General features: G+C 73.6%; 12 protein-coding genes and 1 riboswitch. Of the genes, 3 read left to right on the top strand and 9 right to left on the bottom strand.

All coding sequences use genetic code 11. The features are described 5' to 3' along the window. Positions 1-363: 363 nt before the first annotated feature. From JOF41_RS25700 to ald, 6 genes are all read right to left on the bottom strand, one after another. Complete coding sequence (locus JOF41_RS25700) at positions 364-4,149, bottom strand: ABC transporter ATP-binding protein (protein WP_372448495.1); 3,786 nt, start codon at positions 4,147-4,149, stop codon at positions 364-366. Positions 4,150-4,253: 104 nt separating this feature from the next. Further along, the gene (locus tag JOF41_RS25695; protein WP_229796348.1) at positions 4,254-5,195 is read right to left on the bottom strand and encodes an ABC-2 transporter permease; all 942 of its coding nucleotides are present in this window, start codon (positions 5,193-5,195) and stop codon (positions 4,254-4,256) included. Next, positions 5,192-6,388 carry an ATP-binding cassette domain-containing protein gene (locus tag JOF41_RS25690; RefSeq protein ID WP_189227353.1) on the bottom strand — a complete coding sequence of 399 codons (1,197 nt, stop codon included), beginning with the start codon at positions 6,386-6,388 and terminating at the stop codon, positions 5,192-5,194. Before JOF41_RS25690 ends, JOF41_RS25695 begins: the two co-directional genes overlap by 4 nt. A gap of 47 nt (positions 6,389-6,435) precedes the next feature. After that, entirely contained in the window at positions 6,436-6,903 is a 468-nt protein-coding gene (locus JOF41_RS25685) for a hypothetical protein (RefSeq protein WP_307867532.1), read from the bottom strand. Then, positions 6,900-7,082: a hypothetical protein gene (locus tag JOF41_RS25680; protein ID WP_189227352.1), complete on the bottom strand. Its 183-nt coding sequence runs from the start codon at positions 7,080-7,082 to the stop codon at positions 6,900-6,902. Before JOF41_RS25680 ends, JOF41_RS25685 begins: the two co-directional genes overlap by 4 nt. A 373-nt stretch (positions 7,083-7,455) precedes the next feature. Continuing rightward, positions 7,456-8,562 (bottom strand): alanine dehydrogenase, encoded by a 1,107-nt coding sequence (ald, locus tag JOF41_RS25675; RefSeq protein WP_209622599.1) that lies wholly within the window; start codon positions 8,560-8,562, stop codon positions 7,456-7,458. A gap of 203 nt (positions 8,563-8,765) precedes the next feature. Next, positions 8,766-8,857: riboswitch (glycine riboswitch) on the top strand. Between the two features lie 116 nt (positions 8,858-8,973). Here ald and gcvH point away from each other — a divergent pair. Together gcvH and JOF41_RS25665 are read left to right on the top strand one after the other, a co-directional pair. Beyond that, positions 8,974-9,351 carry a glycine cleavage system protein GcvH gene (gene gcvH, locus JOF41_RS25670; protein ID WP_209622596.1) on the top strand — a complete coding sequence of 126 codons (378 nt, stop codon included), beginning with the start codon at positions 8,974-8,976 and terminating at the stop codon, positions 9,349-9,351. A gap of 4 nt (positions 9,352-9,355) precedes the next feature. Further along, positions 9,356-10,726, top strand: a complete 1,371-nt coding sequence (locus tag JOF41_RS25665; protein ID WP_189227350.1) for an L-serine ammonia-lyase — start codon at positions 9,356-9,358, stop codon at positions 10,724-10,726. Between the two features lie 400 nt (positions 10,727-11,126). Here JOF41_RS25665 and JOF41_RS25660 read toward each other — a convergent pair whose 3' ends face one another. Both JOF41_RS25660 and JOF41_RS25655 read right to left on the bottom strand, forming a co-directional pair. Next, the gene (locus JOF41_RS25660) at positions 11,127-11,615 is read right to left on the bottom strand and encodes a glutathione peroxidase (RefSeq protein ID WP_189227349.1); all 489 of its coding nucleotides are present in this window, start codon (positions 11,613-11,615) and stop codon (positions 11,127-11,129) included. 67 nt (positions 11,616-11,682) lie between these two features. Next, positions 11,683-12,033, bottom strand: a complete 351-nt coding sequence (locus JOF41_RS25655) for an SSI family serine proteinase inhibitor (protein WP_209622594.1) — start codon at positions 12,031-12,033, stop codon at positions 11,683-11,685. 130 nt (positions 12,034-12,163) lie between these two features. Between JOF41_RS25655 and JOF41_RS25650 the strand changes: the two genes are divergently transcribed. Continuing rightward, positions 12,164-13,477, top strand: a complete 1,314-nt coding sequence (locus JOF41_RS25650; protein WP_189227347.1) for an MFS transporter — start codon at positions 12,164-12,166, stop codon at positions 13,475-13,477. On the opposite strand, the gene rdmE is transcribed toward JOF41_RS25650, so the two are convergent. Further along, complete coding sequence (rdmE, locus tag JOF41_RS25645; RefSeq protein WP_209622591.1) at positions 13,446-14,966, bottom strand: aklavinone 12-hydroxylase RdmE; 1,521 nt, start codon at positions 14,964-14,966, stop codon at positions 13,446-13,448. The two genes, JOF41_RS25650 and rdmE, sit on opposite strands and share 32 nt — an antisense overlap. Between the last annotated feature and the right edge of the window lie 50 nt (positions 14,967-15,016).

Here is a 15,016-nt window from a genome sequence, read left to right as displayed (position 1 = left end):
GGCCTGCGCACCGAGTGCTCTCTCACAGGATCGATACGGACGCCGCCCGCGTTAGGCTCACTTGAGCAACCCTTGAGGTTGAGGCCGTGACGGGGTGTCCCGACCAGATCTACCGGCCCGCGTGTGAGGTCTTGGTAGGCGTCTCGACACGACCTGGACGGGTGACGCCCGTAGGGCTGAGCAGCCACTCGGGGTAACCCACATGGCCCACCACCCGCCGGTGCGACCCCCACCCCGCCCACCGCGAGTCACGCCTTCTCGCACCGCGAACCGAGCGTTCCGGCACCGCGAACCGAGCCTCCGGGGTGCCGGGTAGTAGTTACCGGCCCTTGGGCGCGGGTCGGGTAGTACTTGCCGGTGCGGTCAGTCGCCTGCGGCGGGGGTGAGGTGGGGGGCGGCGGTGGTGGAAGCGGTGGTGGAAGCGGGGGTGGCGGTGCCCTGGTGCCAGAGGCGGGCGTAGTGGCCGTCGGCGGCCAGCAGGGCCTCGTGGGTGCCCTCCTCGACGATCCGGCCCCCGGCCAGCACGACGATGCGGTCGGCGCGGGCGGCGGTGGCCAGGCGGTGCGCGACGACGAACGTGGTGCGCGCGCCCGCGAGGTGGTCGCCCGCCGCCAGCACGGCCGACTCGGTGGCCGGGTCGAGCGCCGCCGTGGCCTCGTCGAGCAGCAGCAGGTCGGGGTCGACCAGCTCGGCGCGGGCCAGCGCGACCAGCTGGCGCTGCCCCGCCGACAGCGACTGGCCCCGCTCGCCCACCTGCTGGCGGAACGCCGAGGGCAGCGACGCGACGGCGGGCAGCGCCCCCACCGCGCGCACCGCGCGCTCGATCTCCGCGCGCGTGGCCTCCGGCCTGCCGTAGGCGACGTTCTCCGCCACGTCCCCGCCGAACAGGTGCGCCTCCTGCGGCACCACGCCCAGGCGGGCCCGGAACTGCGACAGCTCGTAGTCGCGGACGTCCACCCCGTCCACCAGCACCTGCCCGCCGGTCACGTCGTAGAACCGCGCCACCAGCTTGACCAGCGTGGACTTGCCCGCGCCCGTCTCGCCGACCAGCGCCACGGTCTCGCCGGGGCGCACCCGCAGGTTCACCCCGGACACCGCCGTGGTCGAGGTGCCGGGATAGCTGAACGTGACGTCGCGCAGCTCCACCTCGCCGCGCAGCCGCGCCACCGGCACCGGCCGCGGCGACGGCGGCACCGTGGTGGGGGTGCGCAGCAGGTCGCCGATGCGGCGCAGGCCCACCCGCGCCTGCTGGTAGCCGTCGAACACCCCGGACAGCTGGAACAGCGGCGCGAAGAACAGCCCCAGGTACAGCACGAACGCCAGCAGCACGCCCGGTGACAGGTCGCCCGACGCCACCCGGTACGCGCCCACCACCAGCACCGCCGCCTGCGCCACCCCGGACAGCAGCGCCAGGAACGGGAAGTACGTCGCGATGTAGCGCTGCGCCCGGATGCGCGCCCGGCGGTAGGCGTCGCTGCGCGCGGCGAACGCCTCGGCCGAGCGCTCCTCGCGGGTGTAGGCCTGGGACACCCGCAGGCCCGACACGTTCTCCTGCAGGTCGGCGTTGACCGCGCTGACCCGCTCCCGCGCCTCCGCGTACGCCACCGACGACAGCCGCTGGAAGATCACCGTGGCCACCGCCAGCACCGGCACCACGGCCAGCGCCACCAGCGCCAGCTCCGGGTCGGTGGCCACCAGCGCCACCGCGATGCCGAGCACGGTCAGCACGCTGATGGCGAACGTGGTCAGCCCGGTCTGCAGAAAACTGGACAGCGCGTCCACGTCGGTGGTCATCCGGGTCATGATCCGCCCGGCCATCTCGCGCTCGTAGTAGTCCAGGCCCAGCCGTTGCAGGTGCGCGTAGCTGCGCACGCGCAGCAGGTACAGCAGGCGCTCGCCGACCCGCGAGGTCAGCACCGCGCCCGCGGCGGCCGACCACCAGCCCATGCCGACCAGCGCCAGCCCGATCGCGGCGACCACCCACAGCGCGGTGGCCGAGCCGCCACCCACGCCCCGGTCCACGCCCACCCGGATCAGGCTCGGCAGCGCCACCGCCAGCGCGGTGTCGACCAGCAGCAGCCCGCCCACGGCGAGCATCGCCCACCGCACCGGCCGCAGCAGGGTGCGCAGCCGGAACCCCGGATCGGGGGCCCTGGGATCCTCGCCGGGCAGCGAGGGGGTCTCCAGCGCGGGCGGCAGGGCGCGCACCCGCTCCACCAGCTCCGGCGTCGGCGGTGTGCCGCCCACCAGCGCGGAGGTGGCGCGCCCGCCGCCTGCCCCGCGCGACGCGCCCGCCGACCCGGGGGCGCGGTTGGCCGCCCGGACGACCAGCTCGTCCTCCTCGGTGTCCGGCCACAGCGCGGGCGTCACGCCGTCAGGACCCGGTTCCAGCCGGTCCTGCCCGCGCGGGTCGACCTGCTCGATCGCCTCGCCCGGTCCGGCCAGCAGCTCCCGGTACAGCGGGCAGCGCGCCCGCAGCTCCTCGTCGGTGCCCACGTCGACCACCCGGCCCGCGTCCAGCACGGCGATCCGGTCGGCCAGCGCCAGCGACGAGCGGCGGTGCGCGATCAGCAGCGTGGTGCGGGTGGCGGTGACCGCGGCCAGGGTGCGGTGGATGGCCGCCTCGGTGGCGTTGTCCACCGCGGAGGTGGCGTCGTCGAGCACCAGCACCCTCGGGTCGGACAGCAGCGCCCGCGCCAGCGCCACCCGCTGCCGCTGGCCGCCGGACAGGGTCAGCCCGCGCTCGCCCACCACGGTGTCGTAGCCGTCGGGCAGCGCGGAGATGAAGCCGTGCGCCTCGGCCGCCCGCGCCGCCGCCTCCACCTGCTCGTCGGTCGCGTCCGGGCGGCCGTAGGCGATGTTGGCGCGCACCGTGTCGGAGAACAGGAAGGCCTCTTCGAACACCACCCCGACGGTCCGCCGCAGCGACGCCAGCCGCAGCTCCCGCACGTCGACCCCGCCGACCCGCACCGCGCCCGCGTGCACGTCGTAGAACCGGGGCAGCAGCAGCGACACCGTCGACTTGCCCGACCCCGCCGTGCCCACCACGGCCAGCGTCTCGCCCGGCGCGACCCGCAGCGACACCCCGGACAGCACCGGCTCGCTGCGCGCGTAGCCGAACGACACCCCGTCCAGCTCCACGCCGACCGGGCCCTCGGGCACGTCGACCGCGCCCGGCCGGTCCACCACGTCGGGCTGCGAGTCGATCAGCTCGTAGACCCGCTCCACGCCCGCGCGGGCCAGCTGGGCGGTCACCATCAGGCTGGCCAGCAGCCGGGTCGGGCCGACCAGGTTGGCCACGTAGCCCGCGAAGGCCAGGAACGTGCCCAGCGACACCTGGCCGCGCAGCGCCAGCCACCCGCCCAGCGCCAGCACCCCCACCTGGCCCACGTACGGCAGCGCGGTCAGCGTCGCGGTCGGCCGGGCGGCCAGCCGGGCCGCCCGCATCCGCTCCGCGAACAGCGAGGTCGCCCGCTCCTCCAGCCGGGCGACCTCGCGCGCCTCCTGGCCGAAGCCCTTGACCACGCGCACGCCGGTGACGGTCTCCTCGACGTGCTGCGCCACGTCGGCGGCGCGCTGCTGCGCCGACCACGTGGCCGGGAACAGCGTCAGCCTGCTGCGCGCGGCGACCACCCCGACCGCCGGGATGACCACCAGCGCGACCAGCGTCAGCAGCGGGGACAGCCAGCACATGGCCACCAGCGCGGCCAGCGCGAACACCACCGTGCCGAACGCCAGCGGGGTCATCGACAGCAGGCTCTGCACCAGCTGCAGGTCGGTGATCGACCGGGACACCACCTGCCCGGTGCGCAGCGCGTCCTGCTTCTGCCCGTCCAGCCGCTGCACCGCGCCGAACACCGCCCGGCGCAGGTCGTGCTGCACGTCCACGGCCAGCCGCCCGCCCAGGTAGCGCCGCACGAACGCGGTGCCGAAGGTCAGCAGCTCCAACCCGACCAGCACGGCGGCCAGCCAGGCCAGCCGGTCGGTGCGGCCCGCCACCGCGTCGTCCACCGCGACCTTGACCAGCAGCGGGCCGACCGCCTGCAGGCCGACCCCGACCACCGCGGCCAGCACGGACCACACCACCAGCCTGCGGTGCTCCCAGCACGCGGTGGCCAGTCGGCGAATCCAGCTCTCGGTGGTCCTCACCCGATCCACAGTAGGTCGGGCCACCGACACATCCGGGGGCCGAGCACGCGACGAGGGCCGCCTTCCGGGAGGAAGACGGCCCTCGTGTGCCGAACTTCACTTGATCAGGTGATGTCCCGACGCTGCGTGGCGGCCCAGCCGCCCAGGAAGAACAGCCCCGTCCAGACCAGGAAGATCAACCCGCTCAGCCACCAGTCGAACGCGCCCAGCGCGCCCGCGATGGCCCGCAGCACGTCCTCCAGCTCGGTGGGCACCACGCCCGCCGTGGACAGGAACAGCGACGACGCCACCGAGCCGGTCAGGCCGTTGACCGCGCCGTTGGGCAGGAACCCGATCAGCTCCGGCAGCCCCTGCGTGCTCAGCACCAGCTGCAGGCCGTTCTCGATGATCAGCATGTAGAGCAGCAGCACCACGGTCGTGCCCACCACGCTGGTCATCAGCGCGCCCACGCCCACGCCGAACATCGTCATCAGGATCGACGACAGCACGCCCACGCCCGCCATGGCCAGCCAGCCGCCCGCCGAGGGCAGGGCGTCCACGTCGGAGGTGATCGCGATGCCGATGCTCACCGCGGCCACGATCGCCAGGCCGTAGATGGCCCCCCACGCGACGTAGACCAGCATCTTCGCGCCCAGCGCGGCCACCCTGGTCGGCGCGGTGAGGAAGGTGGTGGTGATGGTCCGGTGGCGGATCTCGTTGGAGATCGCCATGCCGCCGAAGATCATCGGGAAGATCGTGGCCACGTTGATGCTGCGCGCCATGCCGAACAGCGACACCTGCCACTGGTCCGGGGAGATGCCGATCAGGTCGGTCAGCTGCTCGGCGTCCTCGCTGGTGACCACGTCCATCAGGCCCTTGCCGATGGCGCCGGTGGCCAGCGCCCAGCCCAGCGCGATCAGCACGGTCGGGATCATCAGACCCCACCACAGGCCGGTGGTGGTGGTCTTGCGGAACTCGGCCTTGACCAGGTTGCCCAGCATCGACGGCTGCCGGTACTGCGGGGCCGGGCCCGCCGGGCCGGTCTGGTAGTTCATCTGCTCGGTCACGCGCCGCCTCCGAAGCCGCCCTGGCCCGGCTGCTGCTGGCCCGGTGGTGGTGGTTGTTGCTGGTAGCCGCCCGGTGGGGTGCCCGGTGGGGTGCCCGGTGGGGTGCCCGGTGGAGTGCCCTGCGGGGCGCCCTGCTGGTAGCCGGGCGGCGGTGCGTAGTAGCCGCTGCCCGCCTGCTGCTGGTAGCCCTGCGGGGGGTAGCCGGGCTGCTGGTAACCCGGCGGGGGCGCGTAGTACCCGCTGCCGCCGCCCGGCTGCTGCGGCGGGTACTGGGCCACGCCCGGCGCCGCGTACTGGCCGTTGGTGAGCTGGAAGAACAGCTGCTCCAGGTCGGCCTTCTCCTCCTGGATGCCGTAGATGGACACCCCGGCCTTGAGGGCGGTGTCGGCCACCTGCTTGGCCTCCACGCCGGTCACCGCGATGCGGCCGTCGGGCACCTGCTCGATGGCGGTAATCCCGTCCGCCTGCAGCGCCGTGACCAGCGCGCCGGTGTCCGACGGCTGCACCAGCACCCGGCTGCGCTGCGACTGGCGCAGGTTGTCCAGCGGCCCGTAGTACATGGTCTGCCCTCGGCTGACGATCACCACCTGGTCGACGGTCTGCTCGACCTCGGCCAGCAGGTGGCTGGAGACCAGCACGGTGCGCCCGCTGCGCGCGTAGGACTGCAGGAACTGCCGCAGCCAGGCGATGCCCTCGGGGTCCAGGCCGTTCGCGGGCTCGTCGAGCACCAGCACCTGCGGGTCGCCCAGCAGGGCGGTGGCCAGCGCCAGCCGCTGCTTCATGCCCAGCGAGAACCCGCCCGCCTTGCGGTCGCCCGCCGCGCCCAGGCCCACCAGCTGCAGCACCTGGTCCGCGCGCTGGTCCGGCACGCCCATCGCGGCGGCGTAGACCCGCAGGTGGTCGCGGGCCGAGCGCTTGGCGTGGAAGCCCTGCGCCTCCAGCACCGCGCCGACCACGCGGGCCGGGTTGCCGAGCTGGTGGAACGGCCTGCCGTTGATCAACCCGGTGCCCGCGGTCGGCGTGACCAGGCCGAGCAACATGCGCAGGGTCGTCGTCTTGCCCGCCCCGTTGGGGCCCAGGAACCCGGTCACCGAACCCGGTTCCACCGTGAAGCTGAGGTTCTGCACCGCTGTGACCGGACCGAACTGTTTGGTCAAGCCCTGCACCACGATGCGGCCACTGCCGTCGTGCACGCGTCCTCCCGAGTGTGCTGCTCGGGCGCCATCCTGCCCTAGGGGGGTCAGTCCGGGAGGGCGTGTCGCGGTTTCGAGACCACCGGGATCTCGGTGGTGACCTCGGCGGGGCTCTCGGCGGGCGGTTCGGCGGGTGGTTCGGCGGGCCACGTCGGACGGGTCGGGTGGGTCGGGTGGGCCTGATGGGTCTGGCGGGCCGGGCGGGCGAACGGGTTGCGCAGCGGTCCCCGGCGCTCGCCGCGCGGCAGGCTGTCGCCGATGAGGTGCTGGTGGGCCATGGTCCACACCTGGCACGGCCACCGGCGGTGCCGCAGCACGCCGGGGCAGGCGCGGCAGCGCCCGTCGGCGTCGGGCTGGTGCACGGTCAGCAGCAGCCGCCAGCCGTCGGCCAGCCGGTGGATCTCGGCGCGCGCCAGCGGCACCAGCGCTTCGGCCTCGCCCCGCTCGGCGACCTCGTCGAGCAGGGCGAGCCGGTGCAGCACCGCGTCGCGCAGCGTCTCCTCCACGGCCCTCACACCCTGTCCGCGGCCTGGCCGAGCAGCTGGCGCAGGCGCCAGGTCTGGGTGACCGACATCACGGCGGACTCACCGGGTGGGGCGACGAGGACCACCCGGTGGTCCTCGACCAGGACCGTCATCGAGCGGTCGCGCCCGAACGGGTCGTGGCAGGCGATCCAGCCCTGCGATTCAGCCATGTGCGCTCCGATCAGGGGGTGCGGCGGGCTTTGAGGGGACGCCGGTAGCTCCGCGTGCTCGTGGCGTCCCACTTGGACCATCGGCCGGCCCGGTGCGCCGTCTTAACCGCAGCTAGGACATTCACTCGTTAGCTTGACGGCGCGATCACTGTGCGTGGGTGTCGCGGCGGCGAGAGGTGGGCCGGTCCGGTGGGCCGCTGGGCAGGATGGCCCCTGGCCCGCTAGGATTGCACTGCGACCCGCTCCCAGTGACCCCCAGGCTGGTTGAGCGGGTCGCCTTTTCACGACGAGGGGCGTGCCCACCGCGGTGGGCACGCCCCTCGTGTCGTTCCCCGGCCTCGTTCCTCGGGGGTCGTTCCTCAGGCGTCGTTCCTCAGAGCTCGACCGGCGTGTGCGCCATGCCGTGCGCCTGCGCCACCGGCAGGTTCGTCAGCGCGCCGTCGTGCGCGTTCAGGCCCAGCGCCAGCGCCGCGTCCGCGCGCAGCGCCTCCCGCCAGCCCCGGTCCGCCAGCGCCACCGCGTACGGCAGCGTCACGTTGGTCAGCGCGAACGTCGAGGTGCGCGGCACCGCCCCCGGCATGTTCGCCACGCAGTAGAAGACCGAGCCGTGCACCTGGTAGGTCGGGTCGTCGTGGGTGGTCGGCCGCGAGTCGGCGAAGCAGCCGCCCTGGTCGATCGCGATGTCCACGAGCACCGAACCGGGCTTCATGTCGGCCACCAGCTCGTTGCCGACCAGCTTGGGCGCCTTCGCGCCGGGCACCAGCACCGCGCCGATCACCAGGTCGGCCTCGCGCACCGCCTGCTCGACGGCGTAGCGGGTGGAGGTCACCGTGCGCAGCCTGCCCCGGTGCTGCGCGTCGATCTGGCGCAGCCGGTCGACGTTGGTGTCCAGGACCTCCACGTCCGCGCCCATGCCGGAGGCGATCACGGCGGCGTTCAGCCCCGCCACGCCACCGCCGATCACCACCACCCGCGCCGGGTGCACACCGGGCACGCCACCGGGCAGCACACCCCGGCCACCGGAGGGCCTCATCAGCGAGAACGCGCCGACCTGGGGCGCGAGGCGGCCCGCCACCTCGGACATCGGCGCCAGCAGCGGCAGCGCCCCGCCGGGCGTCTGCACGGTCTCGTAGGCGATGGCCGTGGTGCCCGCGTCCAGCAGCGCCCTGGTCAGCGGCCGGTCGGCGGCCAGGTGCAGGTAGGTGAACAGCACCTGCCCCCGGCGCAGCCGCGGGTACTCCTCGGCGATGGGCTCCTTGACCTTGAGCACCAGCTCGCCCTCGGCCCACACGTCCTCGGCCGAGGCCAGCACCTTCGCGCCCACCGCGAGGTACTCCTCGTCCGGGATGGCCGACCCCAGGCCGGCACCCGCCTCCACGAAGACCTGGTGGCCGCGCGCGGTCAGCTCGTGGGCGCCCGCCGGGGTCAGCGCGACGCGGTACTCGTGGTTCTTGATCTCGCGGGGAACTGCGATCCGCACGGTCGCCTCCTTCAGCTGCTGTTACGCCAAAGGTCCGCGAGCGGGGTACCCGTGTCATCGTGCGGCCAACACCAACGGGACGAACCCGCGTTGTGCCGGCCGCACAACGGCGGAGGTCGGTCGCGTTGACACCCGCGCACGCGGGGACCTAGCGTCTGCCCATCAGGGCAAACTGAACATCGGCCGTGGTGCCACCCGGCACCGCAACCCGGGCGGGAGAGCCTCCAGGCGAGCTGGAGCGCCGAAGGAGCAAGCACCCCGCACACTCTCAGGCACCGAGAACCGTCCGGGCGAGGCGACTCTGGAAAGCGCGCCCCGGCGCGCACCCACGGTGCAAGCCGCGCGCGCGGCGAAGCTCTCAGGTCCCAGGACAGAGCAGGGGAACCCGTACTTCTCCTGAGGAGCGCTGCCGTGACCTACCCCGATCAGCTGCTGTACACCCCCGAGCACGAGTGGGTCGACTGGGCGCCGGGCACCCAGGACCCCGTGCCCGTCGGCATCACCTCCTACGCCGCCGAATCGCTGGGCGACATCGTCTTCGCGCAGCTGCCCGAGGTCGGCGACCGCGTCACCTCCGGGCAGGTGTGCGGCGAGCTGGAGTCGACCAAGTCCGTCAGCGACCTGTACGCGCCGGTCAGCGGCGAAGTCGTGGAGGTCAACCAGGCCGTGGTCGACGACCCGGCGGCGATCAACGCCGACCCGTACCGCGCCTGGCTGTTCAAGGTGGCCGTGGAGGAGGCGGAGGGCCTGCTGACCGCCGCCCGGTACGCCGAGCTGACCGGGGACTGACGCCGTGGCCATCAGCGTCTTCGACCTGTTCACCGTCGGCATCGGCCCGTCCAGCTCGCACACCGTGGGCCCGATGCGCGCCGCGGCCATGTTCGCCGACCGGCTGCGCACGCGCGGCCCGCTGGCGGCGGTGGACCGGGTGCACGTCGAGCTGTTCGGCTCGCTCGGCGCGACCGGGCACGGGCACGGCAGCGCCAAGGCCGTGCTGCTGGGCCTGGAGGGCCACCGGCCCGAGGAGGTCGACCCGGTGGCGGCGGGCGCGCGGGTGGAGCGGATCAGGTCCTCCGGGCGGCTGCTGCTCGGCGGCGAGCGCGAGGTGCCGTTCACCGAGGACCGCGACCTGGTGATGCACCGGCGCAAGTCGCTGCCGCTGCACCCCAACGGGATGAGCTTCGCCGCGTTCAGCGCGGGCACCGAGGTGGACCGCGCGGTGTACTACTCGGTGGGCGGCGGGTTCGTGGTGGACGAGGACGCCGCCGGGGCGGACCGGATCAAACCGGACGCGACCCCGGTCCGCCACCCGTTCCGCACCGGCGACGAGCTGCTGGCCCGCACCCGCGAGACCGGGCTGCCGATCAGCGAGGTCATGCTGGCCAACGAGCTGTCCTGGCGCGACGAGGCGTCGGTGCGGTCCGGGCTGCTGCACATCTGGGACGTCATGCAGGAGTGCGTGGAACGCGGGTGCACCGAGCAGGGCGTGCTGCCCGGCGGGCTGAAGGTCCGGCGGCGGGCGGCGGACATGCGGCGGCGGCTGATGGGCGAGCACTACGCGACCGACCCGCTGCGCGTGATGGACTGGGTGACGCTGTTCGCGCTGGCGGTCAACGAGGAGAACGCGGCGGGCGGGCGCGTGGTCACCGCGCCCACGAACGGCGCGGCGGGCATCGTGCCCGCGGTGCTGCACTACTACGCGCGGTTCGTGCCGGGGGCGACGGACGACGGTGTGGTGCGGTTCCTGCTCACGGCGGGAGCGGTGGGCGTGCTGTTCAAGGAGAACGCGTCCATCTCCGGGGCCGAGGTGGGCTGCCAGGGCGAGGTCGGGTCGGCGTGCTCGATGGCGGCGGCCGGGCTGGCCGAGGTGCTGGGCGGCACGCCGGAGCAGGTGGAGAACGCCGCCGAGATCGCCATGGAGCACAACCTCGGGTTGACGTGCGACCCGATCGGCGGGCTGGTGCAGATCCCGTGCATCGAGCGCAACGCGCTGGCGTCGATCAAGGCGATCACGGCGGCGCGGATGGCGCTGCGGGGCGACGGGTCGCACTTCGTGTCCCTGGACAAGGTCATCAAGACGATGCGGGAGACCGGGAAGGACATGAAGGACAAGTACAAGGAGACGGCGCGAGGCGGCCTCGCCGTGAACGTCATCGAGTGCTGACCCCCTCCCCCTCCGCCCCGCGAGTCGAACGCTCAGGTACCGCGAGTCGAACGCTCAGGACCCCTGAGTTCTACGTTCGGGACGGGTCAAGGGCGTGCGCTCGCCGCGCGGCAGGTCGCCAAGGACGGCGCGCGCAGCCCTGGTGCGTGGGCAAGTACTACCCGAAGCCGCCGGGAGGGCCGGTAACTACACCCGACCCACGCGACCCCGACCCGCGCGAAAGCACAGGTCGGGGCGCGAAAGGGCGGGTCGGGGTGCGCGAATGTTGAATTCAGGGTGTCTGGAGGTTCGACTCGCGGGGGCGGCACGCCCGACACGCCCGCGACCGGGTGACGCCGGGGGCGGGCGTGGTCGTCCTGAGCGTTGAACTCGGGGGTTCTGAGGGTTCGACTCGCGGGGGTCAGTGGGGGAGGACGGACTCGATCGCCTCGGTGACGGCGGGGTCCTCGGGGTCGGTGCGGGGGCGGAAGCGCGCGACCACCTTGCCGTCCGGCGCGACGAGGAACTTCTCGAAGTTCCACTGCACGTCCCCGGCCTCGCCGTCGGCGTCCGGGACCTCCACCAGCTCCGCGTAGACCGGGTGCCGGGACGGCCCGTTCACCTCGGTCTTCTCGAACAGCGGGAACGTCACCCCGTACGTCGTCGAGCAGAACGTCGCGATCTCCTCCGCGCTGCCGGGCTCCTGCCCCATGAACTGGTTGCAGGGGAAGCCCACCACGGAGAACCCGCGCTCCGCGTAGCGCTCCTGCAACCGCTCCAGCCCGGCGTACTGGGGCGTCAGGCCGCACCGGGAGGCGACGTTGACCACCAGCAAAGCCTTGCCTCCCAACGAACCCAGGCTGGTCGGCTCACCGGACAGGGTGCGGGCGGGAATGTCGAGGACGCTCATGGCGCCACCCTACGCGGACCCGGCGCGACCGCGCGGCGAGAGCCGGGCGGCGGGAGCCGGGCGCGGCTCAGAAGGCGAAGACGGGGCCGGTGCTCGCACGCAGCAGGCAGGAGTTGGCGTACTCGGAGGTGAACGTCCGCTCCCGGCCGCGCCAGGTGCCGGTGGCGGTCACCCGCACCGGGGCGTACTGGAACGTGCAGACCGCGGTCTCGGTCGCCAGGTCCTCGATGCGCCCGTCCACCTCTGACAGCGCGCCGCACGCCTCGGCGGCGTTGGCGTGGTCGCCGCCCGCGGGCTCGCAGTGCAGCCGCGCGGTGCGTATCGAGTCGGTCTGCACGGACAGCACGAACGAGGACTGCGGGACGGGCACGGCGGAGATCAGCGCGGCGGCGGCCGCGGCCATGGGAAGTAGCACCATGCGGACACAGTGGCCCGCCCCGCGCCGCCGCTCCAGCGATCTCACCGCATCGTGTGAGGGGCGGTGAACCTGATCGGGTTCACGCGGTCAGCGGCTGGTCAGACCCCGGCGCCCGGCCCAAGGTGGGGGGATGACGACCGAGACGAGGGCAGTGCGCAGGGTGGCCCTGGCCAGTTCGGCGGGCAACGCGGTGGAGCTGTACGACTTCCTGCTCTACGGCACCGCCTCCGCGCTCGTGTTCGACAAGCTGTTCTTCCCCTCGTTCGACCCGAGGATCGGCGTGCTGCTCTCGCTGGCCACCTTCGGCGCGGGTTTCCTGGCCCGCCCGCTGGGCGGTGTGGTCATCGGCCACTTCGGCGACCGGATCGGCCGCCGCTCGATGCTGGTGCTCACGCTCACCGTGACCGGTGTGTGCACCGCGCTGATCGGGTTATTGCCGACCTATGCGTCGATCGGGGTGGCCGCGCCGGTGCTGCTGGTGCTGCTGCGGGTCGTGCAGGGCTTCTTCCTCGGCGGCGAGCAGGGCGGGGCGACGCTGATGGCGGTCGAGCACGCGCCGCCGGGCCGCTCCGGGTGGTACGGCAGCTGGACGTTCCTGGGCTCGCCGGTCGGCCTGCTGCTGGCCAACGGCGCGATGGCCGCGGCGACCGCGGTGTCCGGCCCGGCGTTCCTGGCGTGGGGCTGGCGGCTGCCGTTCCTGTTCAGCCTGGTGCTCGTGGCCGTCGGGCTGTACGTGCGGCTGTCGGTGGAGGAGAGCCCGGTGTTCCGCAGGGCCCGCGCCGAGCGGGGCACCGTGCGGGTGCCGGTGGTCGAGGTGCTGCGCCGGTCGTGGCGCTCGGTGCTGCTCGGCGCGGGGGTGAACCTGGGGTTCAACATGTTCATCTTCGTGGTGGTGACCTTCGCCGTGTCCTACGGCACCCGGCAGCTCGGGTTGCCGCGCCAGCTGCTGCTCACCGCGAGCCTGGTCGGCGCGTTCGCCCAGGCGCTGGCGATCCTGGTGTTCGCCCGGCTGTCCGACCGGGTCGGCCGCCTGCCGGTGATGCTGGGCGGCAGCGTGTTCCTGGCCGCCGTCGCGTTCCCGTTCTTCGCGCTGCTGGAGACGGAGCGGACCGGGCTGGTGGTGCTGGCCATGGTGCTGGCCTTCACGGGGTCGGCGGCGCTGTTCGGGCCGATGCCCGCCTACTACGCCGAGCTGTTCGGCACGCGGGTGCGCTACAGCGGGGTGTCGCTGAGCTACCAGCTCGGCGCGGTGCTCGGCGGCGGGGTGTCGCCGGTGGTCGCGGCCTGGCTGGTGGGCTGGGCGGGCGGCGGCTCGTGGGCGGTGTCGCTGTACCTGGTCGGGGGCGGCGCGGTGAGCGCCCTGTGCGTGCTGGCGATCGGCGAGACGATGCGCCGCCCGGAGGCGAGCGCGGTCACCCCAGCAGCCGAGCCAACACGTCCCTGATCGCGCCCGCCGGGTCGTCGGGCGGTTCGGCGGTGCGCCAGGCGACCACGCCGTCCGGCCGCAGCAGGCTCGCGCCGCGAGCGCCGATGCCGAAGCGGCGGGCCAGCTCCCCGGTCGGGTCGGCCAGTTCGGGGACGCGGACCGGCGCGTCCCGCCACGCCGGGTCGAGGGTGATCAGCGTCCAGTCGCCGAAGAAGTCCGCGGGGGACCGGTCGCCCAGCGGCACGTGCGGCGCGCGGAAACCCGGACGGCCGCTGGGCTGGAACGGGTCCTCCATCGGGGCCGGGTCGTCGTCGTCGATCAGGACCGCGCGGGAGCGGCAGCGGTAGCCCAGGGTGAGCTGGTGCGGGTCCACCGGGTCGGGGATGTCCGGCCCGGCCAGGTGCGGGGCCATCCGCCGCACGTAGTTGTTCAGCGATCCGTCGGCCACCAGCCTCGCGTACGGACCGCGCTCGGCGTCGTAGCTGTCCAGCAGGCCCGGCCCGGCCTCGCCGCGCAGCACCGCCGCCAGCTTCCAGGCGATGTCGAAGCCGTCGCCGATCGCGGTGTTGCCGCCCAGCCCGCCGGTCGGCGGGGTCACCTTGGCCGCGTCGCCGACCAGGAACACCCGGCCGTCGCGCAACCGGGTGCTCACCCAGTGGGCCATCTCCCAGGTGGTGGTCTCGACGATCTCCGGTTCCAGGTCCGGCAGGCCGGTGGCCACGCGCAGCAGCTCGGCGCAGCGGCTGGGCGGGTAGTCGGCGGGGGACTCGCGCGTCGGGTCGTACTCGACGGCCATCGCGTTGCGGCGCGGGGTGTTCGAGGCGACGAACACGCCGGTGAAGGCGGGGTTGCGGAGGTAGAAGAGGGTGAACCGGTCGTGGGCGAGCACGTCGTCGAGGTCGGCGTCGAACACGATGCCGATGTGGCTGGACAGCCGCCCCCGCCCGGTGCGCTCGATGCCCAGCGCCTGCCGCACCGGGCTGTGCGCGCCGTCCGCGGCGACCAGGTAGTCGGCGCGGACGGTGCTGCTGCGGCCGGTGGTGCGGTCGAGCAGTCGCGCCGTCACGCCCGTGCCGTCCTGCTCGAAGGAGGTCAGCTCGGTCCGGAACCGCACGTCCGCGCCCAGCGCGCGGGCGCGGTCCAGCAGCACCGGCTCGACGTGCTCCTGGCCGGACAGGCCCGGCCGCTCCGGGCTCAGCGCCGAGGCCGGGTCCTCGCCGTCGTGGACGATGGTGTGCAGCACCGGCCCGCGCAGGCTCTCGGCGACCTTGATGACCAGGCCGTCCACGCCTTCGCTGCCCTGGAGCACCTCGTCGGCCACGCCGCCGGTGCGCAGCAGCTCCATGGTCCGGTGGTGCTGGCCGGTCGCCCTGGGGTGCGTCGAGGTGCCCCCGTGCTTGGAGATCCCGAGGACCCGGACGCCCCGCTGGGCGAGGAACAGGGTGGCGGACAGGCCGCCCAGCCCCGCTCCCACGACCAGTACTTGCACGCGCTCGTCTGTTGTCATGCCAAAAATCTTAGAAGCTAAGAGATTTGGCACGCAAGATGTTGGAAGGC

Source organism: Saccharothrix coeruleofusca (genome assembly GCF_017876325.1).
GTDB lineage: Bacteria > Actinomycetota > Actinomycetes > Mycobacteriales > Pseudonocardiaceae > Actinosynnema > Actinosynnema coeruleofuscum.
This window is presented reverse-complemented; position numbering and strand designations above follow the sequence as displayed.

Excerpts from the sequence above, each read along its gene's own strand:
- JOF41_RS25680 (WP_189227352.1), bottom strand. The coding sequence starts at position 7,082 with ATGGCTGAATCGCAGGGCTGGATCGCCTGCCACGACCCGTTCGGGCGC.
- JOF41_RS25660 (WP_189227349.1), bottom strand. The coding sequence starts at position 11,615 with ATGAGCGTCCTCGACATTCCCGCCCGCACCCTGTCCGGTGAGCCGACC.
- JOF41_RS25655 (WP_209622594.1), bottom strand. The coding sequence starts at position 12,033 with ATGGTGCTACTTCCCATGGCCGCGGCCGCCGCCGCGCTGATCTCCGCC.
- JOF41_RS25650 (WP_189227347.1), top strand. The coding sequence starts at position 12,164 with ATGACGACCGAGACGAGGGCAGTGCGCAGGGTGGCCCTGGCCAGTTCG.
- rdmE (WP_209622591.1), bottom strand. The coding sequence starts at position 14,966 with ATGACAACAGACGAGCGCGTGCAAGTACTGGTCGTGGGAGCGGGGCTG.